This is a genomic window from Pseudoduganella sp. GW821-FHT05F09, assembly GCF_059419605.1.
This window is the reverse complement of the sequence record NZ_JBWKSD010000002.1, coordinates 645,075-661,198: the sequence shown is the minus strand read 5'-3', so window position 1 is coordinate 661,198 and position 16,124 is coordinate 645,075. Positions and strand designations below refer to the sequence as shown.

General features: G+C 65.2%; 12 protein-coding genes. 10 read left to right on the top strand and 2 right to left on the bottom strand.

Annotated elements, in window-relative coordinates:
• Window positions 1-88 precede the first annotated feature (88 nt).
• A complete protein-coding gene (locus AC07S4_RS08195) occupies window positions 89-1,165 on the top strand; it encodes a collagen-binding domain-containing protein (RefSeq protein WP_494986167.1) in 1,077 nt (358 codons plus the stop codon).
• On the opposite strand, the gene AC07S4_RS08190 is transcribed toward AC07S4_RS08195, so the two are convergent.
• Together AC07S4_RS08190 and AC07S4_RS08185 are read right to left on the bottom strand one after the other, a co-directional pair.
• Window positions 1,149-1,820 carry a TetR/AcrR family transcriptional regulator gene (locus AC07S4_RS08190; protein ID WP_494986166.1) on the bottom strand — a complete coding sequence of 224 codons (672 nt, stop codon included), beginning with the start codon at window positions 1,818-1,820 and terminating at the stop codon, window positions 1,149-1,151. The genes AC07S4_RS08195 and AC07S4_RS08190 overlap by 17 nt on opposite strands.
• A gap of 10 nt (window positions 1,821-1,830) precedes the next feature.
• Complete coding sequence (locus AC07S4_RS08185) at window positions 1,831-3,300, bottom strand: aminotransferase-like domain-containing protein (protein ID WP_494986165.1); 1,470 nt, start codon at window positions 3,298-3,300, stop codon at window positions 1,831-1,833.
• 174 nt (window positions 3,301-3,474) lie between these two features.
• On the opposite strand from AC07S4_RS08185, the gene aptA reads away from it, so the two are divergent.
• From aptA to AC07S4_RS08140, 9 genes are all read left to right on the top strand, one after another.
• On the top strand, window positions 3,475-4,791 hold the full coding sequence (aptA, locus tag AC07S4_RS08180; RefSeq protein ID WP_494986164.1) for an omega-aminotransferase AptA: 1,317 nt from the start codon (window positions 3,475-3,477) through the stop codon (window positions 4,789-4,791).
• Between the two features lie 15 nt (window positions 4,792-4,806).
• Window positions 4,807-5,922, top strand: coding sequence for an alanine dehydrogenase (ald, locus tag AC07S4_RS08175; protein ID WP_494986163.1), 1,116 nt, complete (start codon window positions 4,807-4,809; stop codon window positions 5,920-5,922).
• A 15-nt stretch (window positions 5,923-5,937) separates the two neighbouring features.
• Window positions 5,938-7,452: a CoA-acylating methylmalonate-semialdehyde dehydrogenase gene (locus AC07S4_RS08170; protein ID WP_494986162.1), complete on the top strand. Its 1,515-nt coding sequence runs from the start codon at window positions 5,938-5,940 to the stop codon at window positions 7,450-7,452.
• Window positions 7,453-7,514: 62 nt separating this feature from the next.
• On the top strand, window positions 7,515-8,882 hold the full coding sequence (locus AC07S4_RS08165) for an NAD(P)-dependent oxidoreductase (RefSeq protein WP_494986161.1): 1,368 nt from the start codon (window positions 7,515-7,517) through the stop codon (window positions 8,880-8,882).
• Entirely contained in the window at window positions 8,882-10,162 is a 1,281-nt protein-coding gene (preA, locus tag AC07S4_RS08160) for an NAD-dependent dihydropyrimidine dehydrogenase subunit PreA (protein ID WP_494986160.1), read from the top strand. The genes AC07S4_RS08165 and preA overlap by 1 nt, the downstream gene beginning before the upstream one ends.
• A 78-nt stretch (window positions 10,163-10,240) precedes the next feature.
• Window positions 10,241-11,725 (top strand): NCS1 family nucleobase:cation symporter-1, encoded by a 1,485-nt coding sequence (locus tag AC07S4_RS08155; RefSeq protein ID WP_494986159.1) that lies wholly within the window; start codon window positions 10,241-10,243, stop codon window positions 11,723-11,725.
• Between the two features lie 30 nt (window positions 11,726-11,755).
• On the top strand, window positions 11,756-13,150 hold the full coding sequence (hydA, locus tag AC07S4_RS08150) for a dihydropyrimidinase (protein WP_494986158.1): 1,395 nt from the start codon (window positions 11,756-11,758) through the stop codon (window positions 13,148-13,150).
• A gap of 10 nt (window positions 13,151-13,160) precedes the next feature.
• The gene (locus AC07S4_RS08145) at window positions 13,161-14,399 is read left to right on the top strand and encodes a Zn-dependent hydrolase (RefSeq protein ID WP_494986157.1); all 1,239 of its coding nucleotides are present in this window, start codon (window positions 13,161-13,163) and stop codon (window positions 14,397-14,399) included.
• Window positions 14,396-16,111, top strand: coding sequence for a putative bifunctional diguanylate cyclase/phosphodiesterase (locus tag AC07S4_RS08140; RefSeq protein ID WP_494986156.1), 1,716 nt, complete (start codon window positions 14,396-14,398; stop codon window positions 16,109-16,111). The genes AC07S4_RS08145 and AC07S4_RS08140 overlap by 4 nt, the downstream gene beginning before the upstream one ends.
• Window positions 16,112-16,124 lie beyond the last annotated feature (13 nt).

Here is a 16,124-nt window from a genome sequence, read left to right as displayed (position 1 = left end):
TAAATTTCCAAGCGACATTATCGTGTTAAAATTACACCTAGTGTTACTTTAATGCAAATCCATCAAAGTTGCAAAAGAGGTCAAATTAATGCCGTTCCGCTCCCTGCTTACCACTTTCGTCCTGGCCGCTTCCGGCCTGCTGCCGGCGGCTGCGCACGCCACGGCCCTGTCCGCGACGCAGATCCTGCAGCAGTTTAATACCGTGGTGCTGGGCAGCGCCACGTCGAGCTCGCATACCGACGGCCGCACCTATGTCGGCGGCGCCTTGTCCGGCGGCGACTACGTGCAGCACGTCAACGACACTGCGGCCTCCAGCTACGCCGGCCTGACGGTGGCCGGTTCGGCCAGCAACGTCAAGGTGAACGGCCTGGGCGCGGTGATCGCCGGCGGCTTGAGCAACTCCACCGTCAACCAGGGCAGCAGCGTCATCAAGGGCGGCGCCAGCAACAGCAACCTGAACGGCGCGGCCTATGTGGAAGGCGCCACCAGCGGCAATAATTTCAACGGCGGCAAGCTCTCCACGCCGGACGCGCTCATGGCCGCTAACCTGGCCGCATCGACCTCCACCAACTTCGGCAGCGTGCTGGGCGGCCTGTCGTCCAGCCTGAAAACCCTGGGCAGCACCGGCAGCAGCGTGACCTTCGACGGCAACCTGGCCATCTTCAACGCGGTGGTCAACGCCGACGGCCTGGCGGTGTTCGACCTGACCGCCATCGATACCGTGCTGTTCTCCAAGGGCGAATTCCGGTTCAACCTGAACGGCGCCAAGACCGTCATCCTGAACACCGACGTCCAGAGCGCCAGCCTCGGCGCCAATTTCCTGGGCGGCTCGGCGCAGCAGTACGGCAGCCAGCTGCTGTGGAACTTCTACAACGCCACCGATCTGACCATCAACAGCCAGTGGGGCGGCTCGCTGCTGGCCACCGGCGCCTATCTGACCAACAACCAGAATATCGAAGGCGGCGTCTACGTCAACGGCCTGGACCAGCGCGCCGAAATCCACCTGCAGAGCTTTAGCGGCACGCTGCCAAGTGGCAACAACGGCCTGGCGGGCCGTCCTTCGGCCGCCGCGCCGGAGCCGGCCAGCATCGCGCTGTTCGCCGCTGGCCTGGGCGTGATGGCCTTGCTGGGCCGCCGCCGCAGCGCGCTCAGCCGGGCGCGCTGATCGCCGCCAGCACCATGCGCACGATGGTGGCCTCGCCGTCGTCGTAATCCTTGCGGGCGAGCTGCTTCTTGTCCAGCACCAGCGCCATCTGCGCCGAGAAATCGGCGTAGGACTGCGTCATCGCCCAGATCATGAAGATCAGATGGGTGGCGTTCAGCGGCGCGATGCGTCCCGCCGCTATCCACTTCTCAAACACGTCGATATCCTTGCGCAGCAGCGGCACCACGCGGCTTTTGATCTGCTCGCCGTACAGCTGCGCGCCGCTGATGATTTCCATCGCATACACCCTGGACGCCCACGGCTGCTCGCGCGAGAAACGCAGCTTGGCCTGGATGTAGGCGCGCAGCACCTCGCCCGGCTCGTGCTCCTCGTCGGCCAGGCTTTCCATGCGCTGCAGCCAGTCGTCCAGCACGTCGTCCAGCACGCGCTGGTAGAGCGCCTGCTTGGTGGGGTAGTAGTACATCAGGTTCTGCTTGGACATGTCGGCCGCCTCGGCGATGGCGGCGATGGACGTGCCCTCGTAGCCGCATTCGGCGAACATGCGCACCGCCACGGCGGCGATGTCCGATTCCAGCTTGTCGCGGTTGATGACGCGCCGCTTCACCTTGGGCGTGGCTGCAAGGCCTGGAACCATATTCAGTTTCACTTCTGGCATGGCGTACTTTCTAGCGGGGTTGGACGGATTGCAGGAACTGGCGCAGCTGCGCGCTGTCGCTGTAGGCTGCGTTGAAGCGGAACCAGATGCTGGCGCAAGGGCGCAGCATGAAAAACTCGCCCGGCGACAGCAGGATGCCGGACTTGAGCGCCAGGTCGGCGATGGTCTTGCCATTCAGTTCGGGCGTGGGCGCCTGCTCCCAGCCGGCGCTGACGAACATGCCGCCGCGCGCCTGGGCCAGCGGCCGCAGTCCGGCCGCCGCCAGATTCTCGGTGCTGCGCGCGCGGCTTTCCTCCAATTGGCTGACCAGCTTTTCCACCATGCGCTTGTAGGGCCGCGCGGTCACCGCGTGGAACACGGCGCGCTCGTTGATCTCGGAGGTGGTCAGCCCGGCCAGCATCTTTACGCGCAGCAGCTCGGGCAGCAGCGAGCCCGAGGCCGAGATGGAGCCCACCCGCAGCACCGGCGACAGCGTCTTGGAGAAGCTGCCCACGCGTATCACGCGCCGCAAGCCGTCCATGGCCGCCAGCGAAGCCTCGCCGCGCGGCGTGAGCTCGCGGTAGATGTCGTCCTCCACCAGCCAGAAGTCGAACTGCTCGGCCAGTGCCAGCAGGCGGTGCGCCTGCGCGTGCGTGAGCGAGGTGCCGAGCGGGTTTTGCAGCACCGTGTTGACGAACATGAGCTTGGGGCTGTGGAGCCTGGCCTGCTCGGCCAGCACCGCCATGTCCAGCCCGTTCGCGCCGCGCGGAATGCCGACCGGGACGCAGCCGTGGTGGCGTATCAGCGACAGCAGATTGCTGTAGCCCGGATCCTCCACCAGCACGGTGTCGCCCGGCTTGGTCAGCGTGCGCAGCACCAGGTCGAAGGCGTGGGTGGCGCCGTGCGTGAGCAGGATCTGCTCCGGCTCCACCGGATACAGCTCGTCGCTCAGCACCGCCGCCATGTGCTGGCGCAAGGTGGGGAAGCCGAGCGGATGGCCGTAGCCGCGCAGGCGGTTGGCGGGAATGCGCATGGCCTGGCGCACCGCGTCGAGGATGGTGTCCTCGCCATACAGCTCGGGCGGCAGCCAGCCCGCGCCCACCGGCAGCGCTTCGGATACGCCGGAATACAGCTCGGGCGTGAGCGCGTCGATGTGGACCGGGGCAGGGTGCAGGGGCTGCGGCAGCAGCGTGGCGGGCACGTCCTGGCGGGCCACGAAATAGCCCGAACCGCGGCGCGAGGACAGCAGGCCCAGCGTGACGAGGCGGTCGTAGGACTCGACAACTGTAAAGGTGGACACGCCATTACACTTTGCGAATTGTCTAACCGACGGCATTTTTGTGCCGATGCGCAACTCCCGGCGGGCTACCATGGCCGTAATGGCGGAGACGATCTGGTCCACCAGGCTGCCTTTGCGCGCCCGCTCTATGGCTAGCACGGGCCAGCCGCCGCCGTCGCCGGGGGCGCAGCCAGCTTCCTGCGCTGCCGTTAGCTCATCCATTCTTGGTTTCCAAATAAAGTTATATCAAAACTGTATTGTTTTTGTAACCTGTACGGTTGGCCGGTTTTGCTGATTGTGTATCTGTGCCATAGTGAAGCCGCTGACTATTATTGCACCATGATTTTGCCAACTGGTAAAGATTTTTACGGTTTGTAAAAAATTAAGGAGAAATGCATGAACGAGTCCCGCCCAGCATCCATGTCGTCCTTCTGGATGCCGTTTACGAACAACCGCGATTTCAAAGCCAACCCGCGCCTGCTAGTGTCGGCGGAAGGCGTGTACTACAAGGACGTGGACGGCAACGCCATCCTGGACGGCACGGCGGGCCTCTGGTGCGTGCCCTGCGGCCATGCGCAGCCCAAGATCGTGGCGGCGGTGCGCGAAATGATAGGCCAGCTCGACTTCGCGCCCACCTTCCAGATGGGCCACCCGGCCGCCTTCGACCTGGCCGAAAAGCTGATGGAGTACAGCAACCACAAGTTCGGCCATGTGTTCTACACCAACTCCGGTTCGGAAGCGGTGGACACCGCGCTCAAGATCGCGCTGGCCTACCACAAGGCGCGCGGCGAGGCGAGCCGCACCCGCCTGATCGGCCGCGAGCGCGGCTACCACGGCGTGGGCTTCGGCGGCATCTCGGTGGGCGGCATCGCCGGCAACCGCAAGCCCTACGGCGTGATGCTGCCGGGTGTGGACCACCTGCCGCACACGCACAACCTGGAGAAGAACGCCTACACGCGCGGCGAGCCCGAACACGGCGCCAACCTGGCAGACGAACTGGAACGCATCGTCGCGCTGCACGACGCGTCCACCATCGCGGCCGTGATCGTGGAGCCGGTGGCCGGCTCCACCGGCGTGCTGATCCCGCCCAAGGGCTATCTGAAGCGCCTGCGCGAGCTGTGCACCAAGCACGGCATCCTGCTGATCTTCGACGAAGTGATCACCGGCTTCGGCCGCCTCGCCACGCCGTTCGCGGCCGACTACTTCGGCGTGGAGCCGGACATGATGACCACCGCCAAAGGCCTGACCAACGGCGTGATTCCAATGGGCGCGGTGTTCTCCAAGAAGTTCATCCACGACGCCTTCATGGAAGCGCCGGCCGGCATTGAGCTGTTCCACGGCTATACCTATTCGGGCCATCCGGTGGCCTGCGCCGCCTCGCTGGCGACGCTGGAAGTGTTCAAGGAGCAGAACATCCTGGAGCACGCCCAGGGCCTGCAGGAATACTGGGCCGATGCGGTGCATTCGCTCAAAGGCCTGCCGCACGTGATCGACATCCGCAGCATAGGCCTGATCGCGGGCATCGAGCTGGCGCCCATCGAAGGCAAGCCGGGCGCGCGCGCCTTCAACGCCTTCAAGAAGGCCTTCGCGGACGGCATCCTGATACGCACCACCGGCGACATCATCGCGCTGTCGCCGCCGCTGGTATTCGAGAAAAAGCATATCGACGAGTTGTTCGGAAAGTTGGCGAAGGTGTTGAAGAATCTCGACTAAAACAAGGAGACAGCCATGCTGGTAGGCGTACCGAAAGAGATCAAAAATCAGGAATCGCGCGTTGGCCTTACCCCGGCCAGCGTGAAAGAGCTGGTCCTGCGCGGTCACCAGGTTCTGGTGCAGAAGAACGCAGGCGCGGCCATCGGTCTGACCGACTCGATGTACGAAGGCTCGGGCGCTTCCATCATCGATACAGCTGCGGAAATCTTCGCCCGCGCGGAGATGATCGTCAAAGTGAAGGAACCGCAGCCGCAGGAGTGCGCCATGCTGCGCGAAGGCCAGATCCTGTACACCTATCTGCATCTGGCGCCGGACCCCGAGCAGACCCGCGCGCTGGTGAAATCCGGCGCGGTCTGCCTGGCTTATGAAACCATCACCGGCCCGAACGGCGGCTTGCCGCTGCTGGCGCCGATGAGCGAAGTGGCGGGCCGCATGGCTGTCCAGGCCGGCGCCGCGCACCTGGAGAAATCCAAGGGCGGCATGGGCCTGCTGCTGGGCGGCGTGCCGGGCGTGGCGCCGGGCCACGTGGCCATTATCGGCGCCGGCGTGGTGGGCACCAATGCGCTGCAGATCGCAGTGGGCATGGGCGCGCGCGTCACGGTCCTCGACAAAAGCGTGGACCGCCTGCGCCAGCTCGACCTGGTGTTCGGCAACCGCGTCTCCACCATGTACTCCAACGCGCACACCATCGAAGAAGCGGTGTTGGACGCGGACCTGGTGATAGGCGGCGTGCTGGTGCCCGGCGCGGCCGCCCCCAAGCTGGTGACCAAGGACATGATCTCGCGCATGAAGAAGGGCGCGGTGGTGGTGGACGTGGCCATCGACCAGGGCGGCTGCTTCGAAACCTCGCACGCCACCACGCACGAGCAGCCCACCTTCATCGTGGACGGCGTGGTGCATTACTGCGTGGCGAACATGCCGGGCGCGGTGGCGCGCACGTCCACCTTCGCGCTCAACAACGCCACCATCGCGCACGCCGTGGCGCTGGCCGACAAGGGCTGGAAGAAAGCGCTGCAGGCGAACCCGCATTTGAAGAACGGATTGAACGTATGCCAGGGCCATGTCACCTATGAAGCGGTGGCGCATGGCCTGGGCTATCCCTACATTACGGCCGACTCGCTGTTGGCCTGACAGGAGCAAAGCAGCATGAGCAATTCAGATACGCAGTTGGACACCATCACCCACTTCATCAACGGCGGCAAGGTCGATACGCACAGCGGCCGTTACGGCGACGTGTACAACCCCGCGCTGGGCGAGCCGGTGGCGCGCGTGGCGCTGGGCACGGCGGAGGAAGTGGATGCGGCCGTGCAGGCCGCCGCCGCGGCCTTCCCGTCCTGGTCCGCCACACCGCCGCTGACGCGCGCGCGCGTGCTGTTCAAGTATTTGCAGCTGTGCCAGCAGCACACCGACGAATTCGCCGCCATGCTCACCCGCGAGCACGGCAAGACCTTCAGCGACGCGCAAGGCGAAGTGGCGCGCGGCATCGAGATGGTGGAGTTCGCGGTGGGCATACCGCAAATGCTGAAAGGCGAATTCACCGACCAGATCTCGCGCGGCATCGACGCCTGGTCCATGCGCCAGCCGCTGGGCGTGGTGGCCGGCATCACGCCGTTCAACTTCCCGGTGATGGTGCCAATGTGGATGTTCCCGGTCGCCATCGCCTGCGGCAACACCTTTGTGCTCAAGCCTTCCGAGCGCGATCCTTCGCCCTCGCTGCTGCACGCCAAGCTGCTGAAGGATGCGGGCCTGCCGGACGGCGTGTTCAACGTGATCCAGGGCGACAAGGTGACGGTCGACGCGCTGCTGGACCATCCCGTGGTGCAGGCGGTGAGCTTCGTCGGCTCCACGCCCATCGCCGAATACATCTACGCGCGCGGCAGCGCAAACGGCAAGCGCGTGCAGGCCTTGGGCGGGGCCAAGAACCACATGGTGGTGATGCCGGACGCGGACATGGACATGGCCGTGGATGCGCTGATGGGCGCGGCCTACGGCTCGGCCGGCGAGCGCTGCATGGCGATCTCGGTGGTGGTCGCCGTCGGCGACGCGGGCGACAAATTGATAGGTGCACTGAAACAGCGCACCGCCGCACTGAAAGTACGCGACGGCATGGAGGCAGGCGCCGAAATGGGGCCTGTGGTCACCAGCGCAGCCAAGCAGCGCATCGAGCGCCTGATTGGCGAAGGCGTGGAGCAGGGCGCCACGCTGGTGGTCGACGGCCGCGATTTCAAAGTGCCGGGACGCGAGAAAGGCTTCTTTGTCGGCGGCACTTTGTTCGACCATGTGACGCCGGATATGACCATCTATAAGGAAGAAATTTTCGGCCCCGTGCTGTGCGTGATGCGCTGTCCGGACGTGGTGCACGCGGTGGAACTCATCAACAGCAACGAGTACGGCAACGGCGTGGCCATCTTCACGCGCGACGGCGGCGTGGCGCGCGAATTCGTGCGCCAGATCCAGGTGGGCATGGTGGGCGTGAATGTGCCGCTGCCGGTGCCGATGGCCTTCAACAGTTTCGGCGGATGGAAGCGCAGCCTGTTCGGCGACCATCATGCCTACGGTCCGGAAGGCGTGCGTTTCTACACGCGCCACAAGGCCGTGATGCAGCGCTGGCCGAACACCGCCAGCGCTGGCGCGGAATTTGCATTTCCGCAGATGAAGTGATTTTGACTGCCGGGGTCAGACCCGATGGGTCCGACCCCAGAATTTTCCTTGGGATTAAAAACATGATCGCCACACTCACACACTTACCGCAGCCAAAAGCCACGAACGCCGAGTTGGGCGAACACTTCACCGACCTGGCGCCGCCGCTGAACGCGCGCCAGGCCGCGATAGAGAGCGCACGCTGCCTGTACTGCTACGACGCGCCGTGCACCCGCATCTGCCCATCCGAGATCGACGTAGCCAGCTTCATCCGCAACATCCACGACCACAACGTGAACGGCGCGGCGGTCGGCATCCTCAAGCAGAACATCCTGGGCGGCAGCTGCTCGCGCGTCTGTCCCACCGAGATCCTGTGCGAGGACGCCTGCGTGCGCAACCACGACGCGGAGGGCCAGCCGGTGAAAATCGGCCTGCTGCAGCGCTACGCGCTCGACAACATGACGCTGAAGGACCATCCCTTCCAGCGCGCGCCGTCCACCGGCAAGACCATCGCCGTGGTGGGCGCCGGCCCCGCCGGCCTGTCCTGCGCGCACCGCCTGGCCATGCTGGGCAACGACGTGGTGATCTACGAGGCGCAGGAGAAATCCGGCGGCCTGAATGAATACGGCATCGCCAAGTACAAGCTGACCAACGACTACGCGCAGAAGGAAGTGGAGTTCCTGCTCGGCATAGGCGGCATCGAAGTGCGCCACGGCCAGACGCTGGGCGGCAACGTGCAGCTGAAAGACCTGCATGCGCAATACGACGCGGTGTTCCTGGGCCTGGGCCTGGGCGCCAGCCGTGCGCTGGGCCTGACCGGCGAGGAAGCGCCCGGCCTGCTGGCCGCCGTGGACTACATCGCCGAGCTGCGCCAGGCGGATGACCTGAGCAAGCTGCCGGTCCCGCGCCGTGCCATCGTCATCGGCGCCGGCAATACCGCCATCGATATGGCGGTGCAGATCCAGCGCCTGGGCGCGGAGGAAGTGACGCTGGTGTACCGCCGCGGCTTCGACGACATGAGCGCCACCCACCACGAGCAGGAGATCGCCAAGGCCAACCAGGTGCGCATGCGTACCTGGGCCGCGCCGCAGCGCGTGCTGCTGGACGGCGACGGCAGGGTGTGCGGCATGCGTTTCGAGAACACGGTGCTGGACAACGGCAAATTGAAAGGCACGGGCATCACCTTCGAGCTGCCGGCCGACGCGGTGTTCAAGGCCATCGGCCAGAGCCTGGATGGCGCCAGCCTGGCGGACGCGATGGCGTCCACCATCACGCGCGACGGCGACAAGATCCACGTGGACGAGTTCTACCGCACCGTGGTGCCCGGCGTGTATGCCGGCGGCGACTGCGTGGCGCCGGGGCAGGACCTGACGGTGCAGGCGGTGCAGCACGGGAAGCTGGCGGCGCAAGCGATACATCAAGACATACTTCTGAAAGTGGAGGCTGCATAATGGCCGATCTGAGCGTAAATTTCTGCGGCATCAAGTCGCCCAACCCGTTCTGGCTGGCCTCCGCGCCGCCGACCGACAAGGCTTACAACGTGGTGCGCGCATTCGAGGCAGGGTGGGGCGGCGTGGTGTGGAAGACCCTGGGCGAGGACCCGGCGGCGGTCAACGTGTCGTCGCGCTATTCGGCGCACTACGGCAAGAACCGCGAAGTGCTGGGCTTTAACAATATCGAGCTGATTACCGACCGCTCGCTCGAAATCAACCTGCGCGAGATCACGGAAGTGAAGAAGGCCTGGCCGGACCGCGCCATCGTGGTGTCGCTGATGCTGCCGTGCGAAGAGAAGCTGTGGGCCGACATCCTGCCGCTGGTGGAAGCCACCGGCGCGGACGGCATCGAGCTGAACTTCGGCTGCCCGCACGGCATGCCGGAGCGCGGCATGGGCGCGGCCGTGGGCCAGGTGCCGGAGTACGTGGAGATGGTGACGCGCTGGTGCAAGACGCACACCAAGCTGCCGGTGATCGTGAAGCTCACGCCCAACATCACCGACGTGCGTGCGCCGGCGCGCGCCGCGCACAACGGCGGGGCGGACGCGGTATCGCTGATCAACACCATCAACTCCATCACCCACCTGGACCTGGACCGCATGGTGGCGTTTCCGGCTGTCGGCAACGCCAGCACGCATGGCGGCTACTGCGGCTCGGCGGTCAAGCCTATCGCGCTGAACATGGTGGCCGAGATCGCGCGCGATCCGCAGACCAGGGGCTTGCCGATTTCGGGCATAGGCGGCATCGGCAACTGGCAGGACGCGGCCGAGTTCATCGCGCTGGGCGCGGGCTGCGTGCAGGTGTGCACGGCGGCCATGCTGCACGGCTTCCGCATCGTGGAGGAGATGAAGGACGGGCTGTCGCGCTGGATGGACGAGAAGGGCTACAAGAACATCGGCGAGTTCATGGGCAAGGCGGTGCCGAACACCACGGACTGGAAATACCTGGACATGAACTACCAGGTGATTGCGCAGATCAACCAGGACGACTGCATCAAATGCGGCCGCTGCTACGTGGCTTGCGAGGACACCTCGCACCAGTCCATTGCGCAGCTGATCGACGCGGCGGGCGTGCGGACCTACGAGGTGATCAAGGAGGAATGCGTGGGCTGCAACCTGTGCGAAATCACCTGTCCCGTGCAGGGCTGCATTACCATGGTGCCGCAGGAGACCGGTAAGCCCTATATGAACTGGACGCAGGATCCGCGCAATCCGCGCCGCGAGGTCAAAGCCGCGTAGTATGGACGTGCAAGCAAGGGCGGGTTAGAGCGAAGCTCGTAACCCGCCAACCAGCCGCAACTTCCCGGGAGAGATGCAGTGAGCAATGATTTATCCGGCAGCACCCAACTCTGGAACGAAGACCTGGCGCCCACCAGCGCCGCGCAGCGCACCTGGCGCTGGTACCACTTTGCCGCCCTGTGGGTCGGCATGGTGATGTGCATCCCGGCCTACACCCTGTCGGCCAGCCTGATCGAAGGCGGCATGTCCGCCTACCAGGCCGTCTTCACGGTATTCCTCGCCAACGCCATCGTCCTGCTGCCCATGCTGGCCATCGGCCACGCGGGCACCAAATACGGCATCCCCTACGCCGTGCTGGCGCGCGCCTCCTTCGGCACCTCCGGCGCCCGGCTGCCGGCGCTGATGCGCGCCATCGTCGCCTGCGGCTGGTACGGCATCCAGACCTGGTTCGGCGGCCAGATGATCTACACGCTGATCGGCGTGCTGCTGGGCGGCGAGATCGGCGGCGCCAAGATCGCCGGCCTGGGCATCAACGGCATGCAGCTGCTGTGCTTCCTGGCCTTCTGGGCCATCCAGTTCTGGTACATCGTGCACGGCATGGACGCCATCCGCAAACTGGAAACCTACACCGCGCCGCTGAAAATACTGATCTGCTTCGTGCTGCTCGGCTGGGTCCACCAAAAGGCGGGCGGCTTCGGCCCGCTGCTGGACCAGCCTTCGCAGTTCGTCGAAGGCGGCAAGAAGGCCGGCCAGTTCTGGGCCACCTTCTGGCCCTCGCTGACTGCCATGGTGGGCTTCTGGGCCACGCTGGCGCTGAACATCCCCGACTTCACCCGCTTCGCCAAGACCCAGCGCGACCAATTGCTGGGCCAGAGCGTGGGCCTGCCCGTGCCTATGGGCCTGCTGGCTGCGCTGGCGGTCATCGTCACTTCGGCCACGGTGGTCCTGTACGGCAAGGCGATCTGGGACCCGGTGGACCTGGCCAGCCGCATGACAGGCGTGGCCGTGCTGGTGGCGCTGGTGATACTGCTGATCGACACCGTCAGCGTGAACCTGGCCGCCAACCTGGTGGGGCCCGCGTATGACTTTTCCGCCCTGGCGCCCAAGCGCATCAGCTACCGCGCCGGCGGCTACCTGACCGCCTCCATCGCCATCGTCATGATGCCGTGGAAGCTGCTGGAGTCCACCCAGGGCTATATCTTCACCTGGCTGATAGGCTACTCGGCGCTGCTCGGTCCCATCGCGGGCATCCTCATCATCGACTACTACTTCATCCGCAAGACGGAGCTCAACGTGGAGCAGCTCTACCGCGAAGACGGCCAGTATTCCTATGGCAGCGGCTGGAACATCGCGGCCATCGCCGCCTTCATCGTGGGCGTGGCGCCGAATATCCCCGGCTTCCTGAACGCCGCCTTCCCGGCTTCCTTCCCCGGTGTGGCCGATGTGTTCAAGACGATTTACACCTATGCCTGGTTTGTCGGCATTGCCATCTCGGCGCTGGTCTACGGCGTCATGATGAAAGGCCGCGCGCCCGCTGCGCTGCGGCCGGCCGCGCAACCGTAGTCACACAACCCCGTTTTGGAGAAGCGCAATATGAGCATCATTATTCGCGGCGGCACCGTGGTCAATGCCGACCGGGCATTCAAGGCCGATGTGCTGTGCTTCGGCGACAAGATCGTCGCCGTTGGCGAGAACCTGGAAGCGCCCGCATCCGCCACGGTGATCGACGCCAGCGGCCAGTACGTGATGCCGGGCGGGATAGATCCGCACACGCATATGAACCTGCCCTTCATGGGCACCGTGACGGCGGACGATTTCTTCACCGGCACGGCGGCGGGCCTGGCCGGCGGCACCACCACCATTATCGACTTCGTGATTCCCAGTCCGCAGCAATCGCTGATGGAGGCTTACCACCAGTGGCGCGGCTGGGCGCAGAAGGCGGCCGGCGACTACACCTTCCACGTGGCCATCACCTGGTGGGACGAGAGCGTGCACCGCGACATGGGTACGCTGGTGCGCGACCACGGCGTGAACAGCTTCAAGCACTTCATGGCCTACAAGAACGCCATCATGGCGGACGATGAAACGCTGGTGAAAAGCTTCCGCCGCTGCCTGGAACTGGGCGCCATTCCCACCGTGCACGCGGAGAACGGGGAGCTGGTCTACCAGCTGCAGCAGGACCTGATACGGCAGGGGCTGACGGGGCCAAGCTCGCATCCGCTTTCGCGTCCGCCGGCGGTGGAAGCCGAAGCGGCCAACCGCGCCATTGCGATTGCGGACGTGCTGCACACGCCGGTCTATATCGTGCACGTGTCCTGCCAGGAGTCGCTGGAGGCGATCACGCGGGCGCGCGCCAACGGGCAGCGCGTGTACGGCGAGGCGCTGGCCGGCCACTTGATCATCGACGACAGCGTGTACCAGAGCGAGGACTTCGAGTTCGCCGCCGCGCACGTGATGAGCCCACCCTTCCGCAGCAAGCAGCACCAGGCCGCGCTGTGGCATGGCCTGCAAGGCGGGAACCTGCACACCACCGCCACCGACCACTGCACTTTCTGCGCCGAGCAGAAGGCGGCAGGGAAGAATGACTTCAGCAAGATTCCGAACGGCTGCGGCGGCGTGGAAGACCGCATGGCCGTGATCTGGGATGCGGGCGTGAACACCGGGCGGCTCACGCCGTCCGAGTTCGTCAAGGTGACGTCGGCCAATGCGGCGCAGATCTTCAACATCTACCCGCGCAAGGGGCTGCTCGCCGTGGGTTCGGACGCGGATGTTGTGGTGTGGGACCCGCAGGGCACGCGCACGATTTCGGCCAAGACCCAGCACAACAAGGGCGGATTCAATGTATTCGAAGGGCGCACGGTGAAGGGCATACCCACCACCACGCTGGCGGCCGGCAAGATCGTCTGGCACCAGGGCGAGCTGCGCGCGGTTGAAGGCGCGGGCCGCCATATCGACCGTCCTGCATTCAAACCAGTCAGCGCAGCATAAGGGGAACAGCATGAATGAATTGCGTGTAAACGGCGACCGCCTGTGGGCCTCGCTGATGGAACTGGCCAAGATAGGCGCGACGGAAAAGGGCGGCGTCAAGCGCCTGACCTTGACGGACCTGGACAAGCAGGGCCGCGACCTGGTGGTGGGCTGGGCCAAGGACGCTGGCATGAGCATCACCATCGACCAGATCGGCAATGTGTTCATGCGCCGCGATGGCCGCAACAACGCGCTGCCGCCCATCATGACCGGCAGCCATATCGACACCCAGCCCACCGGCGGCAAGTTCGACGGCAATTACGGCGTGCTGGCGGGCATAGAGGTGGTGCGCACGCTGAACGACCACGGCGTGCAGACCGAGGCGCCCATCGAGGTGGCCTTCTGGACCAACGAGGAGGGCTCGCGTTTCGTGCCGGTGATGATGGGTTCCGGCGTGTTCTGCGGCGCCTTCACGCTGGAGCATGCGTATGCCGCCAAGGACGTGGACGGCAAGACGGTGGCCGAGGAGCTGGAGCGCATCGGCTACAAGGGCGAGCAGGTGCCGGGCCAGCACCCCATCGGCGCGTATTTCGAGACCCACATCGAGCAAGGCCCGGTGCTGGAGGACGAGGGCAAGGTGATCGGCGTGGTGCCCGCTGTGATGGGCTTGTCGTGGTACGACTGCACCGTCACCGGCATGGAGGCGCACGCCGGACCGACGCCCATGCATCTGCGTAAGGATGCGATGCAGGTGTCCACCCGCATCATCCAGGAAGTCGTCTCGATAGCAAACCGCTACCCTCCTTATGGCCGGGGTACGGTGGGCATGATGCAGGTTTTCCCAAATAGCCGCAACGTCATCCCGGGCGAGGTAAAATTCAGTATAGATTTGCGCAATGTGAATGATGAGCTGCTCAACACCATGCACGAGGAAATGTTGGCCTTTATCGAAAAAACCCGCCAGGAGTCCGGGCTCGGCATCAAGATCGAGCGCGTTTCCTATTATCCGCCGTGTCCCTTCCATCCGGACTGCGTGGAGGCGGTGCGCAGCGCGACGGCCAGCCTGGGCTACTCGACCATGGACGTGGTCTCCGGCGCTGGGCATGACGCCATCTATGCCGCGCGCGTGGCGCCGGCCGGCATGATCTTCGTTCCGTGCAAGGACGGCATCAGCCATAACGAAATCGAGGATGCGAAACCTGAGCACCTCGAAGCCGGCTGCAACGTGCTGCTGCACGCCATGCTGGAGAGGGCAAGAGCCATGCAATGAGCGATTCGCGCCCGCCGTGTTCCGAAGCAGATGCCCAGCGGCTGGGCGCGCTCCTCGCATGCACTCTCGATAATATCTCCGACGCCTTCCTGATGCTGGACCGGGACTGGCGCCTCACCTTCATCAACCGCGAGGCCGAACGCCTGCTGCACTGCACGCGGGAGGAAGTTATCGGCATGAACATCTGGGAGAAATTCCCGGAAGCGGTGGGCGGGCCGTATTACCAGGCTTACCACCGCGCCATCGCCACGCGCGCCTCGGTGCTGTTCGAGGAATACTACGAGCCGCTGGACCTGTGGACCGAAGTGCGGGCCTATCCTTCGGACGAGGGCCTGGCGATCTACTTCCTCGACATCAGCACGCGCAAGGCGCAGGAGGCCGAGTTCCACCAGCTGGCTTTCTACGACCGCCTGACCGGCCTGCCCAACCGCCAACTGCTGATGGACCGCATCGGCCGCGCGCTGGAACGCTTCCGCCGCACCCTGCACTGCGGCGCGGTACTGTTCATCGACCTCGACAACTTCAAATCCGTCAACGACGCGCGCGGGCATGACAAGGGCGACCTGCTGCTGCAGCAGGTGGGCCAGCGCCTGACGCGGGCGGTGCGTTCCAGCGACACGGTGGCGCGCTTCGGCGGCGACGAGTTCGTGGTGCTGCTGGAGGAGGTGGGCGAGGGCGGCGAAGCGGCGGCGCTGCATGCGCGCGAGGTGGCGGACAAGGTGCTGCACGCCTTCGACCTGCCCTTCGATATCGACGGCGTCCTGCATTACAGCACGCCCAGCGTGGGCGTGACCATCATCGACAGCACCAGCGGCAGCGTCGAGGAGGTGCTGAAGCGGGCCGACCTGGCCATGTACCAGTCCAAGGCGGCGGGCCGCAACACCAGCACCTGGTTCGAGGCCGGCATGGAGCAGCGCGTGGCGGCGCGCGCGGCGCTGGAGGCGGACCTGCGGCAGGCGCTGGGCGAGGGCCAGTTCGAGCTGCACTACCAGCCGCAGTGCGACCTGCGCCGCCAGATGACGGGCGCCGAGGCGCTGCTGCGCTGGCGCCATCCGCAGCGCGGCATGGTGCCGCCGGGCGAGTTCATTGCGCTGACCGAGGAAACCGGCATCATCATCCCGCTTGGCGGCTGGGTGCTGCGCACCGCCTGCACGCAGCTGGCACGCTGGGCGGACGACCCGCGCACGGCGCAGCTGCGCATGGCGGTCAACGTGAGCGCGCAGCAGTTCCACCGGCCCGACTTCGTGGAGCAGGTGCTGGCGGCGCTGGCCGAGACCGGCGCCCGCGCCGACCGGCTCAAGCTGGAACTGACCGAGAGCCTGCTGCTGAAGGACGTGGAAGCGACGATAGCGCGCATGGAGCTGCTGCGGTCCGAAGGCGTGGGCTTTTCGCTGGACGATTTCGGCACCGGCTATTCCTCGCTGTCCTATCTGCACCGGCTGCCGCTGGAACAGCTCAAGATCGACCGTTCCTTTGTGTGGGATGCGGACAGCGGCCGCCACGGCAAGGCCATCGTGCACACCATTGCGGGGCTGGGCAAGGCGCTGCGCATCGAAGTGATGGCTGAAGGCGTGGAGACGGAGGCGCAGCTGGAGCTGATACGCGAGGGCGGCTGCCATCTGTTCCAGGGCTATCTGTACAGCAGGCCGCTGCCGCAGGACGCGCTGCAGGCTTTCATCGGGCAGGCGACGCTGGCGGCTTTTCACGCCTGAATTCGACTATGAT